The organism is Streptomyces coffeae, assembly GCF_016741875.1.
Lineage (GTDB): Bacteria > Actinomycetota > Actinomycetes > Streptomycetales > Streptomycetaceae > Streptomyces > Streptomyces coffeae.
This window is the reverse complement of the sequence record NZ_JAERRF010000041.1, coordinates 1-25,986: the sequence shown is the minus strand read 5'-3', so window position 1 is coordinate 25,986 and position 25,986 is coordinate 1. Positions and strand designations below refer to the sequence as shown.

Below are 25,986 nucleotides of genomic sequence, written 5' to 3'. Positions count from 1 at the left end.
CGGGGCGATCTTCGCCGCCCCCGCCTCGGCCGGGACGGACCCTAGTCCTCCCCCTCGGCCCCGTGCCCGGCCTCGTTCTCGAAGTCCTCCGCCGCGACCCGCAGCGGCCGCAGCATGGCGAAGATCCGGCCGCACTCCTCGGCGTCGTAGACCCCGAGTCCGAAGTCCATCGCCATCAGGTCGCGGGTGGCCGACTCCACCACCTCGCGTCCCCGGTCGGTGATCGAGGCGAGGGTGCCGCGGCCGTCGTTGGGGTTCGGCCGCTTGGCCACCAGACCGGACTTGACCAGGCGGTCCACCGTGTTGGTGACCGAGGTCGGGTGGACCATCAGCCGCTCGCCGATCTTCGACATCGGCAGCTCACCGGCCTGGGAGAAGGTGAGCAGCACCAGCGCCTCATAGCGGGCGAAGGTCAGTCCGTACGGCTTGACGACCGCGTCGACCTGGCCGAGCAGAATCTGCTGGGCCCGCATGATCGAGGTGATCGCGGCCATGGACGGCACGGACCCCCATCGCTGCTTCCAGAGTTCGTCGGCGCGGGCGATCGGGTCGAACGGCAGGCTGAGCGGCTTCGGCACATCCCCGACCCTACCGGCCGGTCATATCGTGGTCAGCCCCATCTCAAAGTTCGGTCCACTCCGTTCCGGGCCCGGTGCGCTCCGTCCCGCGGGCGCCGCGCCGCACCTCCAGCGCCACCAGGGCCGAGCAGACCGCCCCCAGCCCGCCCGACACCGCGGCGACCGTGGTCACCGGCGCGAACTCGGCCGCCGCCCCGGAGACCGCCATGCCCAGCCCCTGCGAGGTCATCATCCCGGCCGTCAGCACCGTCATCGCCCGGCCCCGCAGCTCCTCCGGTACCGCGGCGAGGAACCACTGGTCCAGGCCCAGGCTGTAGGCGATACCGCAGCCGGTCAGCACCTGGAGGGCCAGCGCCCAGCCGAAGGAGGGGTGGGCGGCGTACCCGAGGGCGGGCAGTGCCGCCGCCACCCCCACCGGCAGCGTCAGCCGGGCCCGCGCCCGCGGTCCGAGAGCCGAGCCCACCAGGACCTCGCTGACGATCGCGCCGACCGGCATCCCGCACATCAGCAGCCCAAGACCGACCGAGCCCAGGCCCAGCCCATCGGAGTACGGCGTCAGCAGAACCTCCGGCATCACCACGAACATCGGCGGCACCCAGGACAGCAGCAGCAGTCCGCGGATCCGGCGGTCGGCGAACAGCCGCCGGACGCCGTGCAGCGAATCGCTCAGCAGCGCCCCACCGTTCTCGTCCGCCCGCCGCCGCGCCGGGCGGGCCCGGGTGCCGAACCGCAGGATCAGCGCCGAGATCACCAGGGCCACCGCCGTGAGGACCAGGACGACGCGCGGCGACACCGTCGCCAGCAGCAGCCCGCCCACCGCGAACCCCGCGAGCTGCGCGCCCTGCGCGGTGATCCGGATGACCGAGCGGCCCAGGACGAAGGCGTCGCCCTCGCCGAGGATGTCGCCGAGCGTGGCCGAGCGGGTGCCGCTGAACACCGGCGAGACGGTGGCGGTCACACAGCGCAGGGCCAGCAGCGCGGCCACCGGCATCCCGGGGATGACCATGGCGGCCACGCACGCGGCGTCCGCCAGGTCGCACACCACCAGCACCCGGCGGGGCGGAAAGCGGTCGGCGACCGAGGACAGCAGGGTGCCGCCGATGGCGTAGGGCAGCATCGCGGTCGCGAAGGTCAGCGCGCTCAGCAGCGGCGAATCGGTCAGCCGGTAGACCAGGACGGACAGCGCGATCCCGCAGACCATCTCGCCCAGCATGGAGATCAGATGCGCCGCGAAGACGGCCCGGAACTCCCGGACCGCGAACACGGCGCGATAGCCAACGCTCCCCGGCGCCCGTCCGGTTCCCGTGTCGCCGCCGGGCGCGAGCTCGGGTCGGGAGGCATGCGCCGCGGCGGGTGACGACGGGACGGGGCCGGTCGTCCCGGGCCCGGGGGGTGTTGACATGGCGTCAGTCTTCCGGGCGCCGGGTGCGGCCTCTAGTGTTTCGTCCCGAGCCGAATCTCCGGGGGTGAGACGTGCCGCTGCATATGCTCTTCGGCGCCAAGGACCTGCTGCGCTGCCGGTTCGCCATCTCGCCGCTGGGCCAGACCCATGAAGCGGTCCGCACCCTGCGGCGACGGGAGCGGCACGGCTATCACCTGCCGTGGCTGCGGCGGATCAGCGAGGCGGCGGACGGGCTCGATCTGTCGGAGCTGTTGCTGCTGATGCCGCGGTACGGCGGCTACACCCCCGATTTCCTCGCGCCCCCGCCGGAGGCGCCGGACGTCTCGTTCGAGGACGAGGTGGCCCGGCTGCGGGCCACCGACCCCGCCACCGCCCGCCATGAGCTGGCCCTCTCGCTGGACTGCACCCCGGGCGCGGCCGACAGCCCGCGCGGCCGGACCATGCTGGACGATCCGGTTGCCACGGTGCGGCGGCTGGCCGATATCACCGAACGCGCCTGGCAGGCCCTGATCGAACCGGACTGGCCACGGCTGCGCACCCTGCTGGAGGCCGATATCGCCTACCGCTCACGGCAGTTGGCCGACGGCGGTCTGGAGCGGCTCTTCCAGGATCTGCGCCCCCGGATGTCCTGGGCCGACCGCACCCTCACGGTCCATATCCCGCACATCCCCACCCAGACCCAGACCCTGGACGGCCGGGGCGTGCTGCTGGTGCCCAGTGTCTTCGTCTGGCCGGATGTGGTGAGCGGCTTCATCCCGCCCTGGCAGCCGACGGTGATCTACCCGGCCCGCGGTGTCGGCGGCCTCTGGCGCGAGCCGGACGCCTCGGCGCCGGACACCCTGGTCCGCCTCCTCGGCGCCAACCGGGCGGCGATCCTGACCGGCCTGGAGGAACCGGCCTCGACAACCGCGCTGGCCCTGCGTCACCGCCTCGCCCCGTCGTCGGTCTCGGCGCATCTGTCCGTACTGCGCGCCGCCGGGCTCCTCACCTCCCGCCGCCAGGGCCACCAGGTCCTCTACGAACGCACCCCGCTGGCCCTGGCCCTGATCTCAGGCGGCTGAGGGGCGGAGCCCCGTCAGGCGGACAGATGGCGCTCCACCGTGTCCACCTTCGAGGTCAGGCCGTCCGTCACGCCCGGCCGGATATCGGCCTTGAGGACCACCGAGACCCGTGGCGCCCGCGCCTCCACCGCCGCGACCGCGCGCTTGACGACGGCCATGACCTCGTCCCACTCGCCCTCGACCGAGGTGAACATCGCGTCCGTACGGTTCGGCAGACCCGACTCCCGGACCACCCGCACCGCGTCCGCGACGTACTCCCCCACGTCCTCACCGACCCCCAGCGGGGTCACGGAGAAGGCGACGATCATGCGTTGACCACACCCTCGCGGCGCGCGCGGGCGGCGATCACGCTCGCCTCGGCCTCCCGCTTCAGCATGCGCTCGGCGAAGAAGCCGCCGGTGGGCAGTACGGCGAGGGCGAAGTAGAGGGCGGCGGTCTGCCACTTCCACTTGGTGCGGTTCCAGGCGTCGGCCCAGAAGACCAGGTAGAGGAGGAAGAGCACGGCGTGCACCCAGCCCATCACCGGCACCCCGTTGAAGTCGGTCGTCCGCTTGAGGACCGAGCAGATCAGCAGCAGCAGGAAGGACACGGCCTCGGGCGCGGACACCAGGCGGAGCCGGCGCAGCGCGGTGGCGGTCTTGAAGTCCACGGGAGCACCTTCGTATGAGGGGGACACGGCCAGGGCTTGTGAACCCATGCACAAGCCCTTGCCACCCATTGTGGCAGCCGCGGCGGCGATCACCGTTCCCGGGGCACCGATCGCCCCGATTGCTCCCTGTCCGTCGGCGTGGGGGACCGATAACGTCGGGTCCGTGGCTCAGTTTCGGCTCCAGGGAAGCAAGGTGCTCGCCGTCGACATGTCGGGCGACACCGTCAAGGCCAAGAACGGCGCGATGGTCGCGTACGAGGGGGAGATGACCTTCAAGAAGAAATCGGGCGGCGGGGAGGGGCTGCGCGGGATGGTGACCCGGCGGCTCACCGGTGAGCAGATGGCCGTCATGGAGGTGAAGGGGCACGGCACGTGCTACTTCGCCGACCGGGCGAGCGAGATCAACCTGGTCTCGCTGCACGGCGAGAAGCTGCATGTCGAGGCCGAGAATCTGCTGTGCACGGACGGCGCGCTGCGCACCGGGACAACCTTCACCGGGCTGCGCGGCTCGGCCCAGGGCAACGGGCTGTTCACCACGACCGTCGAGGGCACCGGCCAGGCGGCGATCCTCTCGGACGGCACGGCGATCGTGCTGCGGGTCACCCCGCAGACCCCGCTCCAGGTCGACCCGGGCGCGTACATAGCCCACACCGGAAACCTCCAGCAGCACTTCCAGTCGGGGGTCACCTTCCGTGCGCTGATAGGCGAGAGCGGGGGCGAGTCGTTCCAGATCCGCTTCGAGGGCGACGGTCTGGTGTACGTCCAGCCGAGCGAGCGCAACACGGTGGGGGGTGATCTCTGATGCCGTTCACGACCCTCACCTCGCGGATGGTGCAGGCCGAAGTCGCTCCCGGCCGGACGCTGTTCAGCCAGCGCGGCGCGATGCTCGGGTACCGCGGGGACGTGCGGTTCACGCCCAGCATCACCGGCGGCCAGGGCGGGGTGATGGGCATGATCGGCCGCCGGATCGCGGGCGAGGCCACTCCGCTGATGACGGTCGAGGGCCAGGGCACCGTGATGTTCGGCCACGGCGGTCACCATGTGGAGGTGATCGATCTGGCCGGGGACACCCTCTATGTGGAGTCGGACCGTCTGCTGGCCTTCGACGGCTCGCTGCGCCAGGGCACGATGTTCATGGGTTCCCAGGGCGGTGTGATGGGGATGGTGCGCGGCCAGGTCACCGGGCAGGGGCTGTTCACCACGACCCTGGAGGGCCATGGCTCCGCGGCGGTCATGGCGCACGGCGGGGTGATCCAGCTGCCGATCAGCACCGGGCGGCCGGTCCATGTCGATCCGCAGGCGTATGTCGCCCACCGGGGTGATGTCCGCAATAAGCTCTCGACGGCCATCGGCTGGCGCGACATGGTGGGCCGCGGCTCGGGCGAGGCGTTCCAGCTCGAGCTGTCCGGCAGCGGCACGGTCTATGTCCAGGCATCGGAGGAGAAGCTGTGAACGGCCCCGTCATCCATGACGCGCACACCCTCCCGGCCGACGACAACATCAATCCGTACGCCTTCAGCGTGGACCTCGACGGCCAGTGGTTCCTCCAGAAGGGGAAGATGGTCGCCTACTACGGGAAGATCGACTTCCAGGGCATCGGGCTCGGCCGGCTGGACCGGCTGATCGCGGGCAGCTTCCACTCCCCGCTGCACGCGGCGGACTGGGTGGTGGCCGAGGGCCGGGGCAAGATGGTGCTCGCGGACCGCGCGTTCGACGTCAACTCCTATGACCTCGACGACGGAAACCTCACCGTCCGCTCCGGCAATCTGCTCGCCTTCGAGCCCTCGCTGGCGCTGAAGCAGTCGATCGTGCCGGGCTTTCTGACCCTGATCGGCACCGGGAAGTTCGTCGCGGCCTCCAACGGTCCCGTGGTCTTCATGGAGCCGCCGCTGCGGGTGGACCCGCAGGCCCTGGTGGGCTGGGCCGACTGCCCCTCCCCCTGCCACCATTACGACCACGCCTATCTGCGGGGGATCGTGGGCGGCGTCCGGGCACACACCGGTCTCGGGGGAACGTCCGGCGAGGAGCACCAGTTCGAGTTCGTGGGGGCGGGGACGGTACTGCTCCAGTCAACGGAGCGGATGATGGACGCGATAGCCGTCGGAGAGACGGGGGGTACCGGTTCGTGAGCACAAGCGTGCGGAGTGTAACGTCGAACAGGTGACCTCTAGCCCGATACATCCATTGGTTCGGAATTCAACTTCTATAGGTAGAATACATCCCATGGAGACCGAAAACGGCACGCGCTGGCTCAGCGACGACGAGCAGCGCGCCTGGCGCACCCATCTGGACGTCAGCAGGCTGCTGACCTACCAGCTCGAACGAGACCTCCAGCCGTTCGGCCTGACCATGAACGACTACGAGATCCTGGTCAACCTCTCGGAGTCGGAGGACCACCGGATGCGGATGAGCGACCTGGCGTCCGCGACCCTCCAGTCCAAGAGCCGTCTCTCCCACCAGATCACCCGGATGGAGAACGCCGGGCTGGTCCGCCGGGAGAACTGCGAGTCGGACCGCCGCGGGCTCTACGCGGTCCTGACCGAGCACGGCTGGGACACCATGCGCAAGGTCGCGCCCCATCATGTCGACTCCGTGCGCAAGCACTTCATCGATCTGCTCAGCTCGGACGCCCTCGACGCGCTGTACGGCTCGCTGGTGCCCGTCGCCGAGCATCTGCGCGCCCAGCGCGGCCGGGCGTAGGACGTCACCGCCCGGGACCGCGCTCCTCGCCCGTCGCCAGCCGGAGTTCGAACAGGGCACCGCCCCCGGGCCCCTCACGCACGGTCAGCGTGCCACCGTGGCGCTCCGCCACGTCCCGCGCGATGGCGAGGCCGAGCCCGGCCCCGCCATCGTCGCGGCTGCGGCCCTCGTCCAGCCGTACGAACCGCTCGAAGATGCGCTCCCGTTCGCCCTCGGGCACCCCGCCGCCGTCGTCGGCCACCGCCAGCACGGCCCGGCCGCCCTCGGTGCGCACCGAGACCCGCACTTCGCCCCGCGCATGCCGCTGGGCGTTGTCGACCAGGTTTCCCAGCACCCGTGAGAGCTGGCCGCGGGAACCGGTCACCTCCGCCGGGGACAGCTCGGTGACCACCGGCACCCGGTCCCCGGTGCGCTGCGACAGCTCCTCGCGCACCATCCCGTCCAGCGCGACCCGCTCGGTCCTGGCGGGCCGCTCCCCGGCGTCCAGCCGGGCCAGCAGCAGCAGATCGGCGGCCAGCCGCTGGAGCCGCACCACGTCCTCCACCGCGCCCTCCACATCCAGCAATTCCGGATGGGCGGCGCCCACCTCCAGCTGGGTACGGAGGGAGGCCACCGGGGAGCGCAGCTCATGGGAGGCGTCCGCGACAAACGCCCGCTGCCGCTCGACCGACGCCTCCAGCGCCGCGAGCGTCTCGTTGGTCGTCCGGGCCAGTGCCGCCACCTCGTCGTGCGAGCCGGGCTCCGGCACCCGCCGGGACAGATCGGTGCTGGCGGTGATGGCGGCCATCTCCCGGCGGATCCCCTCCACCGGCCGCAGCGCGCGCCGGGTCACCAGCCAGGTCACCCCGGCCACGACCAGCAGCAGCAACGGCAGTCCGATCAGCATCGCCTGCCGCACGGTGCCCACCGCGCCCTGCTCGGTGGCCAGCGGGGCGCCCGCGTAGACGGTGACGTCCTCGCCGCGGGCGTCGGTGACCTCCACGGCCGCCCAGTGGTACTCCTCGGTCTCGCCGTCGATCCGGGCCGTGCCGGAGCTGTACTCCGGCTCCGAGGAGACCTCTCCCGTGTCGCCGCCGTCGGCATCGTCGGCATCGTCGGCATCGGCATCGGAGGGCGCCGCCACCGGCCGCACCGAGGAACTCCCGGTGCCCGTCACGGCCTCGAGGTCGTCGCTGACCGCCAGGACCCGGTGGTCCTCGTCCACGATCTGCACCGGGGTGTCCTCCCCGAGGTCCAGCTCCCGGTACGCCACCCCGCCGGCGACCTTGGACGCGACCGCGCGGGCGGCGGCCCCGGCGTCGACCTCGGCCCGGTCCACCAGATTGCCCCGCAGCACCACCAGCACCGCGATCCCCGCGGCCACCAGCGCCACCGCCACCACCACCGTCGCGCCCAGCGCGGCCCGCGCCCGTACGGAGCCGAAGACCTTACCCACGGAGCCGGTACCCCGCTCCCCGCACCGTGTCGATCAGCCCCGGGCCCAGCTTGCGGCGCAGGGCGCTGATGTACACCTCGACGATGTTGGGGTCGCCGTCGTAGGCGAAGTCCCAGACGTGCTCCAGGATCTCGGCCTTGGAGACGACGTCCCCCGGCCGCAGCGCCAGATGCTCCAGCACGGAGAACTCCTTGGCGGTCAGCGCGACCTCGCCGCCGTCCCGCTCCACCCGCCGGGCGCCCCGGTCCACCGACAGCGCGCCGACCCGCACCACCGGCGAGGCGGCCGACCCGCGGCGGCGCAGCAGCGCCCGCACCCGCGCCACCAGCACCACATACGAGAACGGCTTGGTCAGATAGTCGTCGGCGCCGGTGTCGAGCCCCTCGGCCTCGTCGTACTCGCCGTCCTTGGCGGTGAGCATCAGGATCGGCACATCGTTTCCGGCCGCCCGGAGCGCACCGCACACGTGGTAGCCGTTCATCCCCGGCAGCATGATGTCGAGGACGATCAGGTCGTACGCGCCCTCCTGCGCGCGGTGCAGTCCCTCGCGCCCGTCGTGCGCCACATCCACGGCGAAGCCCTCCGCCCGCAGCCCCTTGGCCAGCGACACGGCGAGCCGCCGTTCATCCTCAACGATCAGCAAACGCATGCGACCAGCCTCCCAAAGCGAACCTGAAGATCTCTTCAGGTGGCTTCAGCTCAGCTTCAGCATCGCTCCGTGAAGGTGGTGAACGTCCGAACAGCACTCGGGGAGGAACCCTCATGAAGCGCAACATCGTCATCGCCACCGTCGCCGCGGCCGCCCTGATCGGCGGCGGTACGGCCGTCGCCCTGGCGGACAGCGGGACGGGCAGCGCGCGGTCGTCGTCCGCCGGTGCGGCCGGTGCGGCTCCGGCGTCCGGGAAGGTGGCGAGCTACCACTCCGACGACCGGGACGACGCCGACGAGGCGGACCGCGGCCACGAGTCTGTCAGGACCGCCCGGGTGACGCTCTCCGACGCGGCGGCTACGGCCCTGAAGGCCGTGCCGGGCACGCTGTCCTCCATCGACCTGGACGACGACGCCCGCACCGCCGCCTGGGACGCGGAGATCCTGGGCAAGGACGGGAAGTGGCACGAGGTCACCGTGGACGCCTCCAGCGGCACGGTGCTGAACCAGCGCGTGGACCGTGCCGAAACCGACGACGCCAACGACGCCGGTGAGCGCACCACCCTGAAGAAGGCCGAGGTGAGCGCCGTCGAGGCGGCCCGGAAGGCCGCGACGGGCGGCGGCACCGTGACCTCCGTGGACCTCGACGACGACCACGCGCCGACCTGGGAGGTCGAGGTCGTGAAGAACCACAAGGAGCACGACCTGACCGTCGACCCGCAGACCGGCAAGGTCACCCGGACCGCGTCCGACGACGACCGGGACGGCAACGAGGCCGACGACCGCGACGACGACTGACCGGCGGAGGACCACACCACGCTCGTACGGCGGGCCCCGCGCACCGGGGCCCGCCCCCGCGCGTTCACGACCCTTCCGTGACCCCCGCCACCAGTTCGTCGGCGGCCGTGTACGGATCCAGCTCGCCGGCCACGACCCGTTCCGCCAGCGCGCCCAGGCGCCGGTCGCCGTGCAGATCGCCGATGCGCGCGCGCAGCGCCGTCACCGCGATCGTCTCGACCTCACCGGCCGCCCGCCGCATCCGGCGCTCGGCCAGCACACCGTGCTCCTCCATCCACGCGCGGTGCTTCTCCAGCGCCTCGACCACCTCGTCGATGCCCTCGGCGCGCGCCGCCACCGTCTTCACGATCGGCGGCCGCCAGTCGCCCGGCGACCTGGCCTCGCCCAGGCCCAGCATGTGGTTGAGCTCGCGGGCGGTGGCGTCGGCGCCCTCCCGGTCGGCCTTGTTGACCACGTACACATCGCCGATCTCCAGGATCCCGGCCTTGGCCGCCTGGATCCCGTCGCCCATTCCGGGCGCCAGCAGCACCACACTGGTGTCGGCCTGGGCCGCGATCTCCACCTCGGACTGGCCGACGCCCACCGTCTCCACCAGCACCACATCGCATCCGGCCGCATCCAGCACCCGGATGGCCTGCGGTGCGGCCCAGGCGAGCCCGCCCAGATGGCCGCGGGTGGCCATGGAGCGGATGTAGACACCGGGGTCCGAGGCGTGCTCGGACATCCGGACGCGGTCGCCGAGCAGCGCCCCGCCGGAGAACGGCGAGGAGGGGTCCACCGCGAGGACCCCCACCCGCTTGCCGATCCGGCGGTAGGCGGAGACGAGCGCTGAGGTCGAGGTGGACTTGCCGACTCCCGGGGAGCCGGTCAGCCCCACCACATACGCACCCCCGGCCAGCGGAGCCAGCGCCGCCATCACCTCGCGCAACTGCGGCGCATCGCCTTCGATCAGCGAGATCAGCCGGGCGACCGCACGCGGCCGCCCCTGCCGGGCCTGCTCCACCAGGGTGGGCACATCATTCATGGGTGCCGCGCTCCTCAACGCTCGTACCGCCGTATCCGATGGACCGGCGGCGGTTCAGAACCACTCGCCGGCGACCGCCGGGATCACGCCTTCTTCCCGTTCCCGGGCACCCGGATGATCAGCGCGTCGCCCTGACCGCCACCGCCGCACAGCGCCGCCGCGCCCGTACCGCCGCCGCGCCGGCGCAGCTCCAGCGCCAGGTGCAGCACGATCCGAGCGCCGGACATCCCGATCGGATGTCCGAGGGCGATGGCGCCACCGTTCACATTCACCTTTTCGGAGGAAACGCCCAGATCCTTCATTGACTGCACCGCGACCGCGGCGAACGCCTCGTTGATCTCGATCAGATCGAGGTCGTCGACGGTCAGCCCCTCCTTGCCCAGGGCGTGCGCGATGGCGTTGGACGGCTGCGACTGGAGGGAGTTGTCGGGTCCGGCCACATTGCCGTGGGCGCCGATCTCGGCGATCCACTCCAGGCCCAGCTCCTCGGCCTTGGCCTTGCTCATCACCACGACCGCGGCGGCACCGTCGGAGATCTGCGAGGAGGTTCCGGCGGTGATGGTGCCGTCCTTGGCGAAGGCGGGGCGCAGCTTGCCCAGGGACTCGGCGGTGGTCTCCCCGCGGATGCCCTCGTCCTTGGCGAAGACGACCGGCTCACCCTTGCGCTGCGGGATCTCCACGGGGGTGATCTCGGCGTCGAACAGGCCATTCTTCTGGGCGGCGGCGGCCCGCTGGTGGGAGCGGGCGGCGATCTCGTCCTGATCGGGGCGGAGGATGCCCAGCCGGGTGTTGTGCTTCTCGGTGGACTCGCCCATGGCGATGTTCTCGAAGGCGTCGGTGAGCCCGTCGTGGGCCATCGCGTCGAGCATCTCGATGGCGCCGTACTTGTGGCCCTCCCGCGACTTGGGCAGCAGGTGCGGGGCGTTGGTCATGGACTCCTGGCCGCCCGCGACCACCACGTCGAACTCACCCGCGCGGATGAGCTGGTCGGCCAGGGCGATGGCGTCGAGGCCGGAGAGACAGACCTTGTTGACGGTGAGGGCGGGCACGTTCATCGGGATACCGGCCTTCACGGCCGCCTGCCGGGCCGGAATCTGTCCGGCGCCCGCCTGGAGCACCTGCCCCATGATGACGTACTGCACCTGGTCTCCGCCGACCCCGGCCCGGTCCATCGCGGCCTTGATGGCGATGCCCCCCAGGTCGGCGCCGGAGAACGAGCGCAGGCTGCCGAGCAGCCGTCCCATGGGGGTGCGAGCACCCGCCACGATCACAGAGGTGGTCTTGGCGTTACTGGTCGTCGGTGCAGTCATGTGGTGCTTCCCTTCACGAGAAGAAGGAAGTTAACGAGGGTTATCGTCAATGTACTGACCGGTTACCCGCGCGGTCACCGGCCCATCGGTGTGATCGCGCGCACGTTGCGTAACCACCGGGAGGGCGGTGCACTGGTCCCATGCTGACGAGAATCGACCACATCGGGATCGCCTGCTTCGACCTCGACAAGACTGTCGAGTTCTACCGTGCCACGTACGGCTTCGAGGTGTTCCACTCCGAGGTCAACGAGGAGCAGGGCGTGCGCGAGGCCATGCTCAAGATCAACGAGACCTCGGACGGCGGCGCCTCCTACCTCCAGCTCCTGGAGCCGACCAGGGAGGATTCGGCGGTCGGCAAGTGGCTGGCCAAGAACGGCGAGGGGGTCCACCACATCGCCTTCGGCACCGCCGACGTCGACACCGACTCCGAGGACATCCGCGGCAAGGGCGTCCGGGTCCTCTACGAGGAGCCCCGCCGCGGCTCGATGAACTCCCGGATCACCTTCCTGCACCCCAAGGACTGCCACGGGGTGCTCACCGAACTCGTCACCGCGGCACCTCCTTCCGAAGCGGACCACTGAAGCGCACCACTGACCTACCCCTTCCCCGGCCGGTAGAGTGCAGGCTCGGCCGGGGCACGGGAGTCGGAAGGGTTTGGGGTCCGGCCCGGGCTTTGCCGATGATCTGACACCATTTCTTCGGAAGGGCCAGCTCCGCACCGTCCGGCATAGCATGTCGCCGGGCCGGGACCACAAGGAACCGCGAGGGACCGCGAGGTACGGAGTCGGCCGCCAATGCGACCAGGGGACGGATGGGACCGCGCAGTGCGGGGCTACGACCGCTACGAGCCTGACGATCAGCTCTCGAAGTTCGAGGCCGAGATGGAGCGGCTGAAGACCGAGCGGGAGAAGGCCGTCCAGCACGCCGACGACCTCGGCTACCAAGTCGAGGTGCTGCGCGCCAAGCTGCACGAGGCGCGCCGCACTCTGGCGACCCGTCCTGCCTACGACAGCGCCAACCTCGGCTACCAGGCAGAACAGTTGCTGCGCAATGCGCAGATCCAGGCCGACCAGCTGCGCGCGGACGCCGAGCGCGAGCTGCGCGAGACCCGCGCCCAGACCCAGCGGCTGCTCCAGGAGCAGGCCGAGCGGCAGGCCCGGCTCGAAGCCGAGCTGCACGCCGAGGCGGTGGCCCGCCGCCAGCGGCTGGACCAGGAGCTCGCCGAGCGCCGCGCCACCGTCGAGTCGCATGTCAACGAGAACGTCGCCTGGGCCGAGCAGCTGCGCGCCCGGAGCGAGGACCAGGCCCGCCGGCTGCTGGACGAGTCCCGGACCGAGGCCGACCAGTCGCTGTCGGCCGCCCGCGCCGAGGCCCAGCGGCTGGTCGAGCAGGCCCGTCAGCGGCTCGGTTCGGAGGCGGAGTCCGCCCGTTCCGAGGCCGAGGCGATTCTGCGCCGGGCCCGCGCGGACGCCGAGCGGCTGCTCAACGCGGCCGGAGCACAGGCCCAGGAGGCCACCGACCACGCCGAGCAGCTGCGGGCCGGGGCCTCCACCGAGACGGAGGAGGCCCGCCGCCAGGCCGCCGAGCAGACCCGCGCCGCCGAGCAGCGGGCGCAGGAGGCGGAGACGGCGCTGCGCGAGGCGCGCGCCGAGGCGGAGCGGGTCCTCAACGAGGCCAAGGACACGGCGGCCAAGCGGCTTTCGGCCGCCGAGACGGACAACGAGCAGCGCACCCGTACGGCCAGGGCGGAGGTCGCCCGGCTGGTCGGCGAGGCCACCAAGGAGGCCGAGGCGCTGCGGGCGGAGGCCGAGCAGCTGCGGGAGGACGCCCGCGCCGAGGCCGAGCGGATGGTCTCGGAGGCCGGGGACGACGCCCGTGCCCGGGCCGCCGAGGACTCGGCCGCGCAGCTGGCCAAGGCGGCGCGGAGCGCCGAGGAGGTGCTGACCCGCGCCTCGGAGCAGGCGCAGGCCACCACCAAGGCGGCGACCGAGGACGCGGAGCGGATCCGGCGCGAGGCCGAGTCCGAGGCGGACCGGCTGCGCTCGGAGGCGCATGACACCGCCGAGGAGCTCAAGGGCACGGCGAAGGACGACACCAAGGAGTACCGCGCCAAGACCGTCGAGCTCCAGGAGGAGGCACGGCGGCTGCGCGGTGAGGCCGAGCAGCTGCGGTCCGAGGCGGTGGCCGAGGGCGAGCGGATCCGCGCCGAGGCGCGCCGGGAGGCGGTCCAGCAGATCGAGGAGTCGGCCAGCACCGCCGAGGAGCTGCTGACCAAGGCCAAGGAGGACGCGGAGGAGACGCGTTCGGGCGCGACCAGCGAGAGCGAGCGGGTCCGCACCGAGGCCATCGAGCGGGCGAACGCGCTGCGCCGCCAGGCCGACGAGCTGCTGAAGCGGGCCCGGGGCGAGGCGGAGGAGCTGGTGACCTCGGCCGAGGAGCGGGCCGAGGAAGTCCGGTCGGAGGCCACCCGCGCGGCCGAGGAGCTGCGCGAGGAGGCCGAGCGGGCGGCGGAGGACCGCCGGACCACCGCAGAGGCCGAGCTGACCCGGCTGCACCAGGAGGCCGAGCAGCGGCTCGGCTCCGCCGACGAGGCGCTGAGCGAGGCGCACACCGAGGCGGAGCGGCTGCGCCGGGAGACGGCCGAGGAGATCGAGCGGCAGCGCGGGGAGTCCGCGGAGCGGCTGAACGCGCTGCGCCAGCAGGCCGAGGAGCAGGCCGAGCGGCTGCGCGAGGAGGCCGCGGCGGACGCGTCGAACGCGCGCGCCGAGGCCGAGTCGGTGGCCGTGCGGCTGCGCGGCGAGGCCGCCGCGGAGGCGGAGCGGCTGCGCGCCGAGGCACAGGAGACGGCCGACCGGGTGCGGGCGGAGGCCACGAGCGCGGCCGAGCGGATCGGCGCCGAGGCGGCGGAGGCACTGGCCGCGGCCCAGGAGGAGGCGGCCCGCCGCCGCCGTGAGGCCGAAGAGCTGCTGACCGACGCCCGGGACGAGGCCCAGCGGGAGCGGACCCGGGCGCATGAGCAGAGCGAGGAGCTGCTGACCGCGGCCCGCAACCGGGTCTCCGAGGCGCAGACCGAGGCGCAGCGGCTGGTCGAGGAGGCCGAGCAGCGCTCGTCGGACATGGTGGCCGCGGCCGAGCAGACCGCGCAGCAGGTGCGGGATTCGGTCGCCGGGCTGCACGAGCAGGCCGAGGCCGAGATCACCGGGCTGCGTACGGCCGCCGAGCACGCGGCCGAGCGCACCCGCACCGAGGCGCAGGAGGAGGCCGACCGGGTCCGCGCGGACGCCTACGCGGAGCGGGAGCGCGCCTCGCAGGACGCCACCCGGCTGCGGCAGGAGGCGCAGGAGGAGACCGAGGCCGCCAAGTCGCTGGCGGAGCGTACGGTTTCGGAGGCCATCGCCGAGTCGGAGCGGCTGACCACCGAGGCCCGCGAGGACGCGGGGCGGCGCCGTACGGAGGCGGCCGAGCAGGCCGACCGGCTGCTCGCCGAGGCCACCCAGGAGTCCGAGCGGCTGCGCACCGAGGCCGATGAGACGCTCGACGAGGCGCGCCGTGCGGCCAACAAGGCCCGCGCGGAGGCGGCGGAGCAGGCCGACACCCTGGTGAACGGCGCGAGCGACGAGGCGCAGCGGCTGGTGGCCGAGGCCACCGCGCGGTCGCAGGCGATGCGCACCGAGGCGTCGGACGCGCGGGCCACGGCGGAGCAGGACGCGGCGCGTACCCGGGCCCAGGCCCGCGGGGACGCCAACAACATCCGCTCGGAGGCCGCCGCACAGGCCGACCGGTTGGTCGGCGAGGCCGGGAGCGAGGCGGAGCGGCTGGTCAGGGAGGCCACCGCGGAGGCCGAACGGCTGCGCAACGAGGCGGCGGAGACCGTCGGCTCGGCCCAGCAGCACGCCGAGCGCACCCGGGCGGAGGCGGATCGGATCGCGGCCGACGCGGCGGCCGAGGCCGAGCGGATCCGCACCGAGGCGCAGGCCGAGGCGGACCGGGTGGTCGACCGGGCGCGCGAGGACGGCAACAAGCGCCGCTCGGACGCGGCGGAGCAGGCGGACCGGCTGGTCACCGAGTCCGCCGCGGAGGCCGAGCGGCTCACCGCGGAGGCGCAGGAGGCCGCGCTGCGGGCGGCGACCGCGGCCGAGGAGCAGGCGGACACGATGGTGGGCGTGGCCCGCACGGAGGCCGACCGGCTGGTCGCCGCGGCCACCGAGGAGGCCAACGGGCTGGTGGAGAAGGCCCGTACGGACGCGGATGTCATGCTGGGCGAGGCCCGGGGCGACGCCACCGCGATCCGGGAGCGCGCCGAGGAGCTGCGGACGCGGACCGAGTCCGAGGTGGAGGAGCTGCACGAGCGGGCCCGCCGGGAGTCCGCCGAGCAGATGAAGGCCACCGGCGAGCGAGTGGACAAGCTGGTCGCGGCGGCCACCGCGCAGCTGATGAAGGCCGAGGAGAAGGCCAAGTCGCTGGTGTCGGAGGCCAACAGCGAGGCCGGCCGGGTGCGGATCGCGGCGGTGAAGAAGGCCGAGGGTCTGCTGAAGGAGGCCGAGCAGAAGAAGGCCGACGCCACACGGGACGCGGAGCGCGTCCGGACCGAGGCCACGGCCGAGGCGAAGGAGATGGTGGACGAGGGCAAGCGCGAGCTGGAATTGCTCAAGCGGCGCCGCGAGGACATCAACGCGGAGATCTCCCGTGTCCAGGACGTGCTGGAGGCGTTGGAGTCCTTCGAGGCCCCCGCGTCGGGCGGCGCGGGAGCCAAGGAGAACGGCGGAGTCAAGACGGCGGCAGGTGCGGGTGCGACCAGACCGGGCGGAAAACGTTCCGACGGCTAGCGGCACACGCCGTGTCGTGTCCGAATCATCCCGACGAGTGACAAGCGTTGGCTCTTACTGCCACTCAAAAGGCTGGACATTCTCCAGATCAAACAGACGTTGACTCGATGACACGCCGCTCGGCCCCCTAGGATTCCCTCTATCACCTCACCGGTCTCTTTCGACAGGAACCCCATGAGCGACACTTCCTCCCCCTTCGGCTTCGAGCTCGTGCGGCGTGGATACGACCGCGGTCAGGTGGACGACCGCATTACCAAGCTCGTCGCCGACCGTGACAGTGCACTGGCCCGTATCACCTCCCTGGAAAAGCGCATCGAGGAGCTGCACCTCGAGACGCAGAACGCTCAGGCCCAGATCAACGACGCGGAGCCGTCCTACGCGGGGCTCGGCGCCCGGGTCGAGAAGATCCTCCGTCTCGCCGAGGAGGAGGCCAAGGACCTGCGCGAGGAGGCTCGCCGGGCCGCCGAACAGCACCGTGAGCTCGCCGAGTCGGCGGCCCAGCAGGTGCGCAACGACGCCGAGACGTTCGCCGCCGACCGCAAGGCGAAGGCCGAGGACGAGGGCGCGCGTATCGTCGAGAAGGCGAAGGGCGAGGCGGCCACCCTGCGGCAGGAGGCGCAGAAGGACGCCCAGTCCAAGCGCGAGGAGGCGGACTCCCTCTTCGAGGAGACCCGCGCCAAGGCCGCGCAGGCCGCCGCCGACTTCGAGACGAATCTGGCCAAGCGCCGCGAGCAGTCCGAGCGCGACCTGGCCTCCCGTCAGGCCAAGGCCGAGAAGCGGCTCGCGGAGATCGAGCACCGCGCCGAGCAGCTGCGCCTGGAGGCCGAGAAGCTGCGTACCGACGCGGAGCGCCGGGCCCGCCAGACGGTGGAGACCGCCCAGCGCCAGGCCGAGGACATCGTGGCCGACGCCAACGCCAAGGCGGACCGGATCCGCAGCGAGTCCGAGCGCGAGCTGGCGGCCCTCACCAACCGCCGCGACAGCATCAACGCCCAGCTGACCAACGTCCGCGAGATGCTGGCCACGCTGACCGGCGCGGCGGTGGCCGCGGCGGGCACCCCGGAGGACGAGGCGGTCAGCCGTGGCGTCCCGGCCCAGCAGACCCGGTGACGTCCGGTCACCCGGAGCGTTCCGTGCCCCGTGCCGCACCTCTGCGGCGCGGGGCACGCGCATGAGCACCACCGGCGAGTGAGCCGAAGGGGCGCGACCCTGTCGAAAGGGAGAGCGCGCGGAGGCCCCGAGGCACGAGGGGCCGAGCACGGTCGACCGTCGGCAGGGGCTTCAGCGCCCCGGCGGGGGTACCTCCCAGCGGTAGCTGGGGGAGAACCGAGCCCAAAAATCGGAGGCGAACCGAGCCCAAAAAGGGAACGTACTCCGGGGGGCGGCGGCCCGGTGGCGGGGGTGACGGGCCGCGCTTAGCGTGGCCGCATGATCGAGATCGAGGGGCTGAGCAAGACCTACGGCGACACACCCGCCGTGGACGGTCTCTCCTTCACCGTCCGGCCCGGTGTGGTCACCGGCTTCCTCGGTCCGAACGGCGCGGGCAAGTCCACCACCATGCGGATCGTGCTGGGCCTTGACCATCCGACGTCCGGCCGGGTCCGGATCGACGGACAGCCCTATGAGCGGCTGACGGACCCGCTGCGCCATGTCGGCGCCCTCCTCGACGCCAAGGCCGTACACGGCGGCCGTAGCGCCTTCCACCACCTGCTGTGCCTCGCCCAGAGCAATGGCGTACCGCGCTCCCGGGTCCATGAGGTGCTGGACCTGGTCGGACTCGGCTCGGTCGCCCGCAAACGCTCCAAGGGTTTTTCCCTGGGAATGAGTCAGCGGCTGGGGATCGCGGCCGCGATGCTGGGCGATCCATCGATCCTGATGTTCGACGAACCGGTCAACGGGCTTGATCCGGAGGGCATCCACTGGATCCGGAATCTCATGCGGGATCTGGCGGGCCAGGGTCGGACTGTGTTCGTATCAAGTCATCTGATGAGCGAAATGGCACTCACAGCCGACCATTTGGTCGTCATCGGTCAGGGACGACTTCTCGCCGATACCTCGATGTCCGATTTCATCACCCAGCATTCACGTTCCTATGTCCGATTGCGCTCGCCCGAATACCAGCGGCTGAGCGATGTTCTGGCCGCGGGCGGTATCACGGCGGTTCCCGGCTCCGACGGCTCGTTCGAGGTGGACGACGGCGATCCGGTGCGCCTGGGCCAGCTGATGGCCGACCACCGGCTGGTGCTGCACGAGCTGAGCCGGCAACAGGCGTCCCTGGAGGAGGCGTTCATGCGGCTCACCGCCGGGGCGGTGGAGTACCACGCGCATCCCGCGGGCGCCGATGAGCCCGCCCCCGCCGCCGCCTGGGGCGCCGACTGGCGGCCACGGAAGGAGTCCTGACGATGGCGGTGGTGACCCAGGTGCTGCGCTCGGAATGGACCAAGATCCGCTCGGTGCGCTCGACGGGGTGGACGCTGGGGGTGGCCGCACTGGTCACGGTCGCGCTCGGGGCGTTGATCAGCGCGCTGGTCCGGCATGACTTCGGCAGACTGTCCCCCCACGACAAACGGGTCTTCGACCCGACCTTCGTGAGCTTCGCCGGAACCGGACTCGGCCAGCTCGCGATGATCGTCTTCGGGGTGCTGGTGGTCTCCGGCGAGTACGCCACCGGAATGATCCGCACCTCGCTCGCGGCCGTCCCGCGCCGCGGGGTCCTGTTCTTCGCCAAGGTCACCGTGGCGGCACTGCTCGCCGTGGCGGTGTCCATGCTGACCAGCTTCGCCGCCTTCGCCACCGGCCAGAGCCTGCTGGGCCGGTACGGGACATCGCTGGACGACCCGGGGGTGCTGCGCGCGGTCCTCGGCGGCGGGCTCTACATGACGCTCATCACCGTGTTCTCGATGGCCGTCGCCACGATGCTGCGCAGCCCGCTGCTGTCCCTGGGCGTGCTGATGCCGTTCTTCTTCCTGATCTCGAACATCCTGGCCAATGTGAAGGTGACCCGGAAGTTCGGCGCATATCTGCCGGACCAGGCGGGCCAGCACATCATGCGGGTGATCCCGGACCGCGACGGTGCCCCGTACGGCCCATGGGGCGGCTTCACCATCATGTGTCTGTGGGTGGCCGCCGCCCTGGTGACGGGGTATCTGCTGCTCAAGCGCCGCGACGCCTGAGCGCTCCGCGGGACGTGCCGCGACGTGCCGTCGTTCGTCCGCGGCTGCCTCGTTGCGCCGCTGAGTCCTGACAGGGCCTGACCGAGCGGCGGCCGCGCGTAGGCTCGCGGTGTGACCGACCGCAGCCTCGCCGCCCTGGGCTTCGCCGATGTGCCCGCCCGGCAGCCGCTCAGCTACCCCGGCCGCCCCGTCACCTCCCCCACCCTGCTCACCGGCGGTGAGCTGTGGCCCCTGGACCCCGCGGCGGGACGGCTGGGCAGCTGGCCGGTGGCCGGCCCGGACGGGCGCCGCGTCCCGCTCGACGCCGAACTGGCCCGGCTCGGGGTGCCGACGGCCGGGGCGCGCACCCCGGTCATCGCCGTCGGCTCCAACGCCTCCCCCGCCCAGCTGCACCACAAGCTGTCCCGGCCGGACGCCCCATACGCGGTGCCGATGGTCCCGGTGGATGTCACCGGGATCGCGGTCGGCTGCTCGGCGCACATCGGGCGCTACGGCTATGTCGCCTCCGCGCCGTACCCCGCTCCACAGGCGTGCACACCGCTGGTCGTCAGCTGGCTCGACGCCGGACAGCTCGCGGCCGTGGACGCCACCGAGTACCCCAACTACCGGCGGGTGCTGCTGCCCGGCACGGACTTCCCGATGGTGCTGCCGTCCGGCGAGCGGCTGGGCGGCGCGTATGTGTACGCCGGGGTGCGCGGGGTGCTGCGGAACCCGGACGCGACGGCGCCGCTGCCCGGAGGCGGCGACCAGAGCGCGCTGCTGACCCGGCTGCTGGCCGCCTCCGCCCGGCTGCGCGCCCTGCTCGGCCCCGATCCGCGCTCCTGGGTCGGGCGCGCGGGCGCCGATCCCGCGGTGCGGGAGGCGGGCACCCGCGCCTTCCGGGACGAGGGCTGGGCGCTGCCGCAGGACGCGTTCGGGCGCTACGCCGAGGACGCCGGGGCCGCCAGGAACGGGGATCACGGGCCCCCCGGGGCTCGTGATTACGATGCGCTCTCAATCCTCCCGTGAGAGGAACCGTCAACACGCCGCTAAGCTCCTAACCCTCACGGGGGCTCGCGCCCCGGACCCATTTGCACGAGGGGCGGAGAATGATCGAGGCAGTCGGCCTGACGAAGCGCTACGGCGCCAAGACGGCCGTGTACAACTTGTCGTTCCAGGTGAGGCCCGGTGCCGTCACCGGCTTCCTGGGACCCAACGGATCCGGCAAGTCGACGACGATGCGCATGATCCTGGGGCTCGACGAGCCCACCGCCGGGCAGGTCACCGTGGGTGGCTACCCGTTCCGCCGCCTCCCCAACGCGCCACGCCAGGTGGGTGCCCTGCTCGACGCCAAGGCGGTGCACGGCGGCCGCAGTGCGCGCCAGCACCTGATGTGCCTGGCCCAGCTGTCCGGTATCCCGGCCCGCCGGGTGGACGAGGTACTGGGCGTGGTCGGCCTCCAGAGCGTGGCCCGCAAGCGGTCCAAGGGCTTCTCGCTCGGTATGGGCCAGCGCCTGGGCATCGCCGCCGCGCTGCTCGGCGACCCGCAGGTGCTGCTCTTCGACGAGCCGGTCAACGGTCTGGACCCCGAGGGCATCCTGTGGGTCCGCAACCTGATGAAGCAGCTGGCCTCCGAGGGCCGCACCGTCTTCGTCTCCAGTCACCTCATGAGCGAGATGGCGCTCACCGCCGACCATCTGATCGTCATCGGGCGCGGCCAGCTGCTCGCCGATATGAACGTCCGGGACTTCATCTCCTACAACTCGGCGGACTTCGCCCGCGTCCGCACCCCCGACGGCGAACCGGCGCAGCGGGAGAAGCTCACCTCGGCCCTCGGCGAGGCGGGCGGCCAGGTGCTGCCGGAGCAGGACGGCGCGCTGCGGGTGACCGGGCTGCCGCTGCCGCGGATCAGCGAGCTGGCGCACCAGGCGGACGTCCGCCTCTGGGAGCTGTCGCCGCACCAGGCGTCGCTGGAAGAGGCGTACATGCGGATGACCTCGGGCGCGGTGGACTACCGCTCCACCGCGGACCAGCGCGCCGGGCTCATGGAGCCGGTCCCCGGAATGCCGCCGCAGGGCGGTGCGCACGGCTACGCGCCGGGGATGCCGGGCCAGCCCATGGGGCCGGGAGGCTTCCCGCCCGGCACCGTGCTCCCGGGGTACGCCGAGCCGCCCGCGGCACCGCAGGGCCACGCCCCGGCGCCGGGCACCCCGCCCCATGGACAGCAAGCCGCCGCCGCGCCCGCGGCGCCGCCCACCGCGCCCCCGGCCTCCGCTCCTGATATGACCAAGCGCGACAGCGAGGACGCCCGATGACGACCCCCTACCAGCAGCCCCAGTCGGCGCCCGTCCCGCCGCAGACGCCCCCGCAGGCGCCCCCGATGCCCCCGCAGTCGGCACATCCGCAGCAGATGCCCCCGCAGGCGCAGATGCCCCAGCCAAAGATGCCGCAGCCGACGCCGCCGCCCCCCGGGGCCAACCCGTCCCAGCCGTATGCCGCCGTGGGCGCGTACACCTCGCCCATCCCGGTCCGGCGCACCCACTTCGGAGATGCCCTCGCCTCCGAGTGGACCAAGATCAAGTCGGTGCGGTCGACGATCTGGACGCTGAGCGTGATGGTCGCGCTGGTCGTCGGAATCGGGCTGCTGGTCTCCGCGACCACCAGCGACAAGGACTACGTCACCGCTCCCCCGACCCTCCCCGGCTTCGTCGGCACGCTGCTGGGCCAGCTGTGCCTGGTCACGCTGGGCGTGCTCGTGATCTCCTCCGAGTACGGCACCGGGATGATCCGCACCACCTTCACCGCCTGCCCGCAGCGCGCGCGGGTGCTGACCGCCAAGGCGCTGGTCTTCTTCACCCTCTCGTTCGTCACCACGACCGCCGCGCTGGCGCTGGTGGCGTTCGCCAGTACCGGGATGCACAGCGGTCCGGACGTCATGGAGCCCAGCGGTAAGCAGTGGCTGGGCGCGACGGTGGGTGCCGCACTGTACATGTCGCTGCTGGGACTGCTCTCGCTCGCCGTCGGCTCCATGCTGCGGCACTCCGCGGGCGCCATCGCCACGATGCTCGGTGTGGTGCTGCTCCCGTCGATCCTCCCGCCGTTCCTGATGATGTCCGACGGCCTTTTCGACCTGGGCGAGACCATGCAGAAGTACTCCTCGCCCCAGTCGCTGGCCTCGCTGTTCCAGGTCTCCGACGACCTGGGCAACGGTATGGCGCAGCTGGGCCTGGTGGCCGGAGTCACCGGCGCGGCGCTGATCGCCGCCTATTCGCTGCTGGAGAAGCGCGACGTCTGAGGCCCGTTCCGGGCGGCCCGGGTCACGGGCTCAGTACTTCGGTGCGTTACGGGACCGCTGGAGCTTGGCGCTCCGGCGGTCCCGTGCGTTCCAGCACGCCTTGTGCCAGTGGCGGCGGTCGTCGGCCCCCGAATGCTGCTGCCAGGCGACCACATGGGGCACCCCCGGCGGGATCTCCTGGTCGCAGCCGGGGCAGCGGTAGTGCTTGGTGGCGGCGGCGCCGCTGATCTGCCGCACCACCCACTCCTCGTCCTGCCAGCTCTCGGTGCGCTCCAGTCCGAAGCGGTCGGCGCCGTCGCGGCCGACGGGCTTCTCGCCGCCTCGCGGGCGGTTTCGACGTGGAGACACGGTGACACCTCGGCAACTCGACAACTCGGCAACTCGGCGATGCGACACGCTGGACGCTACAGGCTGTGACCAGCCTACGCTTTACGGTCACGCATCCGGAAAGCCGTCGTCCACTGTCACCCTCCGATCATCATGAAAACTTCTTGCCAAGCCGTGCCCTTGGCACGTGTCAGGCGTTAATGCCTTTGAGGGGGTGGGCCCGCGTCCGCGGACGATCCGCGACAAGGAGGCAGATGGCGATGCATGTGGGGGCTTTCATCCTGGCCGCTCAATTCCCGGGCCAGGGACAGCAGGAGGCGCTGCACCGGGCGGTGCGGTCGGCCGAACTGGCGGAGGTGGCGGGGCTGGACGCGGTCTGGCTCGCCGAGCACCACTTCGTTCCGTACGGAGTCTGTCCCTCCGCGGTCACCCTCGCCGCCCATCTGCTGGGCCGCACCCGCACCCTCGGGGTCGGCACGGCGGTGAGCGTGCTGCCCACGGCGCATCCCGTAGCGCTGGGTGAGCAGGCGGCGCTGCTGCATCTGGTCTCCGGTGGCCGGTTCACCCTGGGCGTCGGCCGCGGCGGGCCCTGGGTGGATCTGGAGGTCTTCGGTTCGGGCCTCGAGGCATATGAGCACGGCTTCCCCGAATCACTCGATCTGCTGTTGCGCTGGCTGCGCGAGCCCCGGGTGGGGGCGGACGGAGAGCGGTTCGCCTTCCGTGAGGTGCCGGTGGTGCCGCGTTGCGAGGATCCGCCCGGCGCGCGGGGGTCGGTCTCCCCGCCGGTGGTCGTGGCCTGCACCTCGCCCGGCAGTGTGCGGCTGGCCGCCGAGCGCGGGCTGCCCATGCTCCTCGGTATGCACTGCGGCGACGAGGAGAAGGCCGAGGCGGTCGCGCTGTGGCGGAGCTCCGCGCTCGCCGCGGGCCGTTCACCCGAGGAGGTCGAGGCGGCGGAGCATGTCTCGGCCGGAGTGGTGCAGATCGCGGATGCGCGCCCCGAGGCCGCGGAGACCCTGACCAAGGCGATGCCCGGCTGGTTACGGCAGGGGCTCGGCGCCCATGTCACGGTCGATGGGCGGCAGCGCCGGATGCGTGATCCGGTGGCCTATGCGGAGTTGCTGTGCGAGCTGCATCCGGTCGGTTCGCCGCGGCTGTGCGCCGACCGGCTGGCGGCCACCGCGGAGCGCACCGGAATCCGCCGGTTCGCGCTGCTGGTCGAGGGGTCCGGGGACCTCGCGACCACGGAGGAGAATGTGCGCAGGCTCGGTGGTGAAGTGCTGCCGCTCCTGTGCTGATACACCTCCCCCTGAGGGAGCGGCAGCGGTCATCGCGTCAGCAGTCGCGCAGTTCGGGCGACTGGTTCAGCAACTGCCCCCGAACCGAGGTGAAGCGCGCGAGGCGCTCATCCGCCGACGCGTCCATCGGGAAGACGGCCACCCGGTGACAGTTCTGAAAGGCCAGCCGGACCCCGAAGTGGCGCTGGAGCGCGCCGCGTATCGCGTCACTCGCCAGTGCGCGCAGCAGTTGACCGCGTGCCTGCTCGTCCGGCGGCGGCGTCTGGTTGTCGGCGAACTCCCCGCCGTCCACCTTCAGCTGAGCCACCAGGGAGCTGATCATCTCCCATGCGTAGGGTAGGGAGTTCCGGACGCAGTCGACGAAGTCCGCTTCGTCGACCTCGCCTCGCTCGGCCTGTTCGAGAAGGGCCGGTGAGACGTCGAGCGACATGGGTTCTCCTCTCGCGACCCCGCGGGCGGGGTCTCAGGGATGGGATGGGCGGATGGCGACGCAGCGTACCCGCCCGGCGACCGCCCGCTTCAACGGTAATTCGGCCACTCCACCCGCACCAGGAGAATGGGCACACAACCAGCCATTGCCGAACGGGTCCATCGCCGGACGAATCGCGTGGAGCCACCGCCGTCGAGTAGCGTTGCCGACCATGCGTCTCGTCATCGCCCGGTGCTCCGTGGACTACGCCGGCCGTCTCACCGCCCACCTTCCCTCGGCACCCCGTCTGATCCTCGTCAAGGCCGACGGCAGTGTGTCCATTCACGCGGACGACAGGGCCTACAAACCCCTCAACTGGATGTCTCCGCCGTGCACCCTCAAAGAGGGCGATGACAACGTGTGGACGGTCGTGAACAAAGCGGGGGAAAAGCTCATCATTACCATGGAGGAGGTCCTCCATGACTCGTCGCATGAACTCGGTGTCGATCCGGGCCTGATCAAGGACGGTGTCGAGGCCCATCTCCAGGAGCTGCTGGCCGATCGTATCGAGACACTCGGCGATGGCTGGACTCTTATTCGGCGTGAATACCCCACTGCCATTGGCCCCGTGGACATTCTCTGCCGGGACGCGGACGGCACGACTGTCGCCGTGGAGATCAAACGCCGTGGTGAGATCGACGGTGTCGAGCAGCTCACCCGCTATCTGGAGCTCCTCAACCGGGATCCCCATCTCGCCCCGGTGAAGGGGATTTTCGCCGCCCAGGAGATCAAGCCACAGGCGCGGGTACTGGCCACCGACCGCGGTATCGGCTGTGCGGTCCTCGACTACGACGCGCTGCGCGGTATCGAGGACGACAAGCTCCGTCTCTTCTGACGGCTGTGGGCGGCCGGTGACGGCTGTTCCGACGCTGCCGCCCGCCACACCCACGACTTCCCGCCATCCGACCGCATCCGCGCCCGGCGCGATGCGGTCGCTTCACTCGGCGCGGACACGCGGCCCCGACACTCCTGGGCCCTGTCCGGTGTGTCTTTGAGGAGCAGCCCGACGCCCCTAGG

At 71.8% G+C, this 25,986-nt stretch carries 26 protein-coding genes; 16 read left to right on the top strand and 10 right to left on the bottom strand.

Annotation, left to right across the window (positions count from 1 at the left end):
- Positions 1-41 precede the first annotated feature (41 nt).
- The gene (locus tag JK363_RS37595) at positions 42-578 is read right to left on the bottom strand and encodes a MarR family winged helix-turn-helix transcriptional regulator (protein ID WP_201882514.1); all 537 of its coding nucleotides are present in this window, start codon (positions 576-578) and stop codon (positions 42-44) included.
- 43 nt (positions 579-621) lie between these two features.
- The gene (locus tag JK363_RS37590; RefSeq protein ID WP_201882513.1) at positions 622-1,980 is read right to left on the bottom strand and encodes an MFS transporter; all 1,359 of its coding nucleotides are present in this window, start codon (positions 1,978-1,980) and stop codon (positions 622-624) included.
- Between the two features lie 71 nt (positions 1,981-2,051).
- Here JK363_RS37590 and JK363_RS37585 point away from each other — a divergent pair, with 71 nt between their 5' ends.
- The gene (locus JK363_RS37585) at positions 2,052-3,041 is read left to right on the top strand and encodes an ArsR/SmtB family transcription factor (RefSeq protein ID WP_201882512.1); all 990 of its coding nucleotides are present in this window, start codon (positions 2,052-2,054) and stop codon (positions 3,039-3,041) included.
- A 14-nt stretch (positions 3,042-3,055) separates the two neighbouring features.
- Here JK363_RS37585 and JK363_RS37580 read toward each other — a convergent pair whose 3' ends face one another.
- Both JK363_RS37580 and JK363_RS37575 read right to left on the bottom strand, forming a co-directional pair.
- Positions 3,056-3,349 (bottom strand): MTH1187 family thiamine-binding protein, encoded by a 294-nt coding sequence (locus JK363_RS37580; RefSeq protein ID WP_176180585.1) that lies wholly within the window; start codon positions 3,347-3,349, stop codon positions 3,056-3,058.
- Positions 3,346-3,690 (bottom strand): DUF3817 domain-containing protein, encoded by a 345-nt coding sequence (locus JK363_RS37575; protein WP_201882511.1) that lies wholly within the window; start codon positions 3,688-3,690, stop codon positions 3,346-3,348. The genes JK363_RS37580 and JK363_RS37575 overlap by 4 nt, the downstream gene beginning before the upstream one ends.
- Before the next feature lie 163 nt (positions 3,691-3,853).
- On the opposite strand from JK363_RS37575, the gene JK363_RS37570 reads away from it, so the two are divergent.
- The 4 genes from JK363_RS37570 to JK363_RS37555 all read left to right on the top strand — a co-directional run bounded on the left by JK363_RS37570 (position 3,854) and on the right by JK363_RS37555 (position 6,390).
- Positions 3,854-4,492, top strand: coding sequence for an AIM24 family protein (locus tag JK363_RS37570; RefSeq protein WP_201882508.1), 639 nt, complete (start codon positions 3,854-3,856; stop codon positions 4,490-4,492).
- Positions 4,492-5,142, top strand: coding sequence for an AIM24 family protein (locus JK363_RS37565; RefSeq protein WP_201882506.1), 651 nt, complete (start codon positions 4,492-4,494; stop codon positions 5,140-5,142). Before JK363_RS37570 ends, JK363_RS37565 begins: the two co-directional genes overlap by 1 nt.
- Complete coding sequence (locus tag JK363_RS37560) at positions 5,139-5,819, top strand: AIM24 family protein (RefSeq protein ID WP_201882504.1); 681 nt, start codon at positions 5,139-5,141, stop codon at positions 5,817-5,819. The genes JK363_RS37565 and JK363_RS37560 overlap by 4 nt, the downstream gene beginning before the upstream one ends.
- A gap of 94 nt (positions 5,820-5,913) precedes the next feature.
- A complete protein-coding gene (locus JK363_RS37555; protein WP_201882502.1) occupies positions 5,914-6,390 on the top strand; it encodes a MarR family winged helix-turn-helix transcriptional regulator in 477 nt (158 codons plus the stop codon).
- A gap of 4 nt (positions 6,391-6,394) precedes the next feature.
- Here JK363_RS37555 and JK363_RS37550 read toward each other — a convergent pair whose 3' ends face one another.
- Both JK363_RS37550 and JK363_RS37545 read right to left on the bottom strand, forming a co-directional pair.
- Positions 6,395-7,825, bottom strand: coding sequence for a sensor histidine kinase (locus tag JK363_RS37550; RefSeq protein WP_201882500.1), 1,431 nt, complete (start codon positions 7,823-7,825; stop codon positions 6,395-6,397).
- Positions 7,818-8,474: a response regulator transcription factor gene (locus tag JK363_RS37545; RefSeq protein ID WP_201882499.1), complete on the bottom strand. Its 657-nt coding sequence runs from the start codon at positions 8,472-8,474 to the stop codon at positions 7,818-7,820. The genes JK363_RS37550 and JK363_RS37545 overlap by 8 nt, the downstream gene beginning before the upstream one ends.
- Before the next feature lie 113 nt (positions 8,475-8,587).
- On the opposite strand from JK363_RS37545, the gene JK363_RS37540 reads away from it, so the two are divergent.
- The gene (locus JK363_RS37540; RefSeq protein WP_201882498.1) at positions 8,588-9,271 is read left to right on the top strand and encodes a PepSY domain-containing protein; all 684 of its coding nucleotides are present in this window, start codon (positions 8,588-8,590) and stop codon (positions 9,269-9,271) included.
- 64 nt (positions 9,272-9,335) lie between these two features.
- On the opposite strand, the gene meaB is transcribed toward JK363_RS37540, so the two are convergent.
- Together meaB and JK363_RS37530 are read right to left on the bottom strand one after the other, a co-directional pair.
- Positions 9,336-10,295: a methylmalonyl Co-A mutase-associated GTPase MeaB gene (gene meaB / locus JK363_RS37535; protein ID WP_201882497.1), complete on the bottom strand. Its 960-nt coding sequence runs from the start codon at positions 10,293-10,295 to the stop codon at positions 9,336-9,338.
- An 83-nt stretch (positions 10,296-10,378) separates the two neighbouring features.
- Positions 10,379-11,566 (bottom strand): acetyl-CoA C-acetyltransferase, encoded by a 1,188-nt coding sequence (locus tag JK363_RS37530; protein ID WP_201882567.1) that lies wholly within the window; start codon positions 11,564-11,566, stop codon positions 10,379-10,381.
- A gap of 179 nt (positions 11,567-11,745) precedes the next feature.
- Between JK363_RS37530 and mce the strand changes: the two genes are divergently transcribed.
- The 8 genes from mce (at position 11,746) to JK363_RS37490 (ending at position 22,878) form a co-directional block, all read left to right on the top strand.
- Positions 11,746-12,186, top strand: coding sequence for a methylmalonyl-CoA epimerase (gene mce, locus JK363_RS37525; RefSeq protein ID WP_176180595.1), 441 nt, complete (start codon positions 11,746-11,748; stop codon positions 12,184-12,186).
- Between the two features lie 213 nt (positions 12,187-12,399).
- The gene (gene scy / locus JK363_RS37520; protein ID WP_215911638.1) at positions 12,400-16,431 is read left to right on the top strand and encodes a polarized growth protein Scy; all 4,032 of its coding nucleotides are present in this window, start codon (positions 12,400-12,402) and stop codon (positions 16,429-16,431) included.
- A 174-nt stretch (positions 16,432-16,605) separates the two neighbouring features.
- Complete coding sequence (locus tag JK363_RS37515) at positions 16,606-17,541, top strand: coiled-coil domain-containing protein (protein ID WP_201882492.1); 936 nt, start codon at positions 16,606-16,608, stop codon at positions 17,539-17,541.
- Positions 17,542-17,859: 318 nt separating this feature from the next.
- Entirely contained in the window at positions 17,860-18,831 is a 972-nt protein-coding gene (locus JK363_RS37510; RefSeq protein ID WP_201882490.1) for an ABC transporter ATP-binding protein, read from the top strand.
- A gap of 2 nt (positions 18,832-18,833) precedes the next feature.
- Positions 18,834-19,604 (top strand): ABC transporter permease, encoded by a 771-nt coding sequence (locus JK363_RS37505; protein WP_201882488.1) that lies wholly within the window; start codon positions 18,834-18,836, stop codon positions 19,602-19,604.
- Between the two features lie 111 nt (positions 19,605-19,715).
- Positions 19,716-20,612, top strand: a complete 897-nt coding sequence (locus JK363_RS37500; RefSeq protein WP_307822028.1) for a hypothetical protein — start codon at positions 19,716-19,718, stop codon at positions 20,610-20,612.
- 80 nt (positions 20,613-20,692) lie between these two features.
- The gene (locus JK363_RS37495; RefSeq protein WP_201882487.1) at positions 20,693-21,898 is read left to right on the top strand and encodes an ABC transporter ATP-binding protein; all 1,206 of its coding nucleotides are present in this window, start codon (positions 20,693-20,695) and stop codon (positions 21,896-21,898) included.
- On the top strand, positions 21,895-22,878 hold the full coding sequence (locus JK363_RS37490; RefSeq protein WP_201882485.1) for an ABC-2 transporter permease family protein: 984 nt from the start codon (positions 21,895-21,897) through the stop codon (positions 22,876-22,878). Before JK363_RS37495 ends, JK363_RS37490 begins: the two co-directional genes overlap by 4 nt.
- Positions 22,879-22,908: 30 nt before the next feature.
- Here the strand turns inward: JK363_RS37490 and JK363_RS37485 are convergent, their stop codons facing one another.
- Positions 22,909-23,226 (bottom strand): Rv1322 family protein, encoded by a 318-nt coding sequence (locus JK363_RS37485; protein WP_201882478.1) that lies wholly within the window; start codon positions 23,224-23,226, stop codon positions 22,909-22,911.
- A gap of 239 nt (positions 23,227-23,465) precedes the next feature.
- On the opposite strand from JK363_RS37485, the gene JK363_RS37480 reads away from it, so the two are divergent.
- Complete coding sequence (locus JK363_RS37480; protein WP_201882565.1) at positions 23,466-24,500, top strand: LLM class flavin-dependent oxidoreductase; 1,035 nt, start codon at positions 23,466-23,468, stop codon at positions 24,498-24,500.
- A gap of 37 nt (positions 24,501-24,537) precedes the next feature.
- On the opposite strand, the gene JK363_RS37475 is transcribed toward JK363_RS37480, so the two are convergent.
- Positions 24,538-24,930 (bottom strand): SCO5389 family protein, encoded by a 393-nt coding sequence (locus JK363_RS37475; RefSeq protein ID WP_201882476.1) that lies wholly within the window; start codon positions 24,928-24,930, stop codon positions 24,538-24,540.
- A 211-nt stretch (positions 24,931-25,141) separates the two neighbouring features.
- On the opposite strand from JK363_RS37475, the gene nucS reads away from it, so the two are divergent.
- Entirely contained in the window at positions 25,142-25,804 is a 663-nt protein-coding gene (nucS, locus tag JK363_RS37470) for an endonuclease NucS (protein ID WP_201882474.1), read from the top strand.
- Positions 25,805-25,986 lie beyond the last annotated feature (182 nt).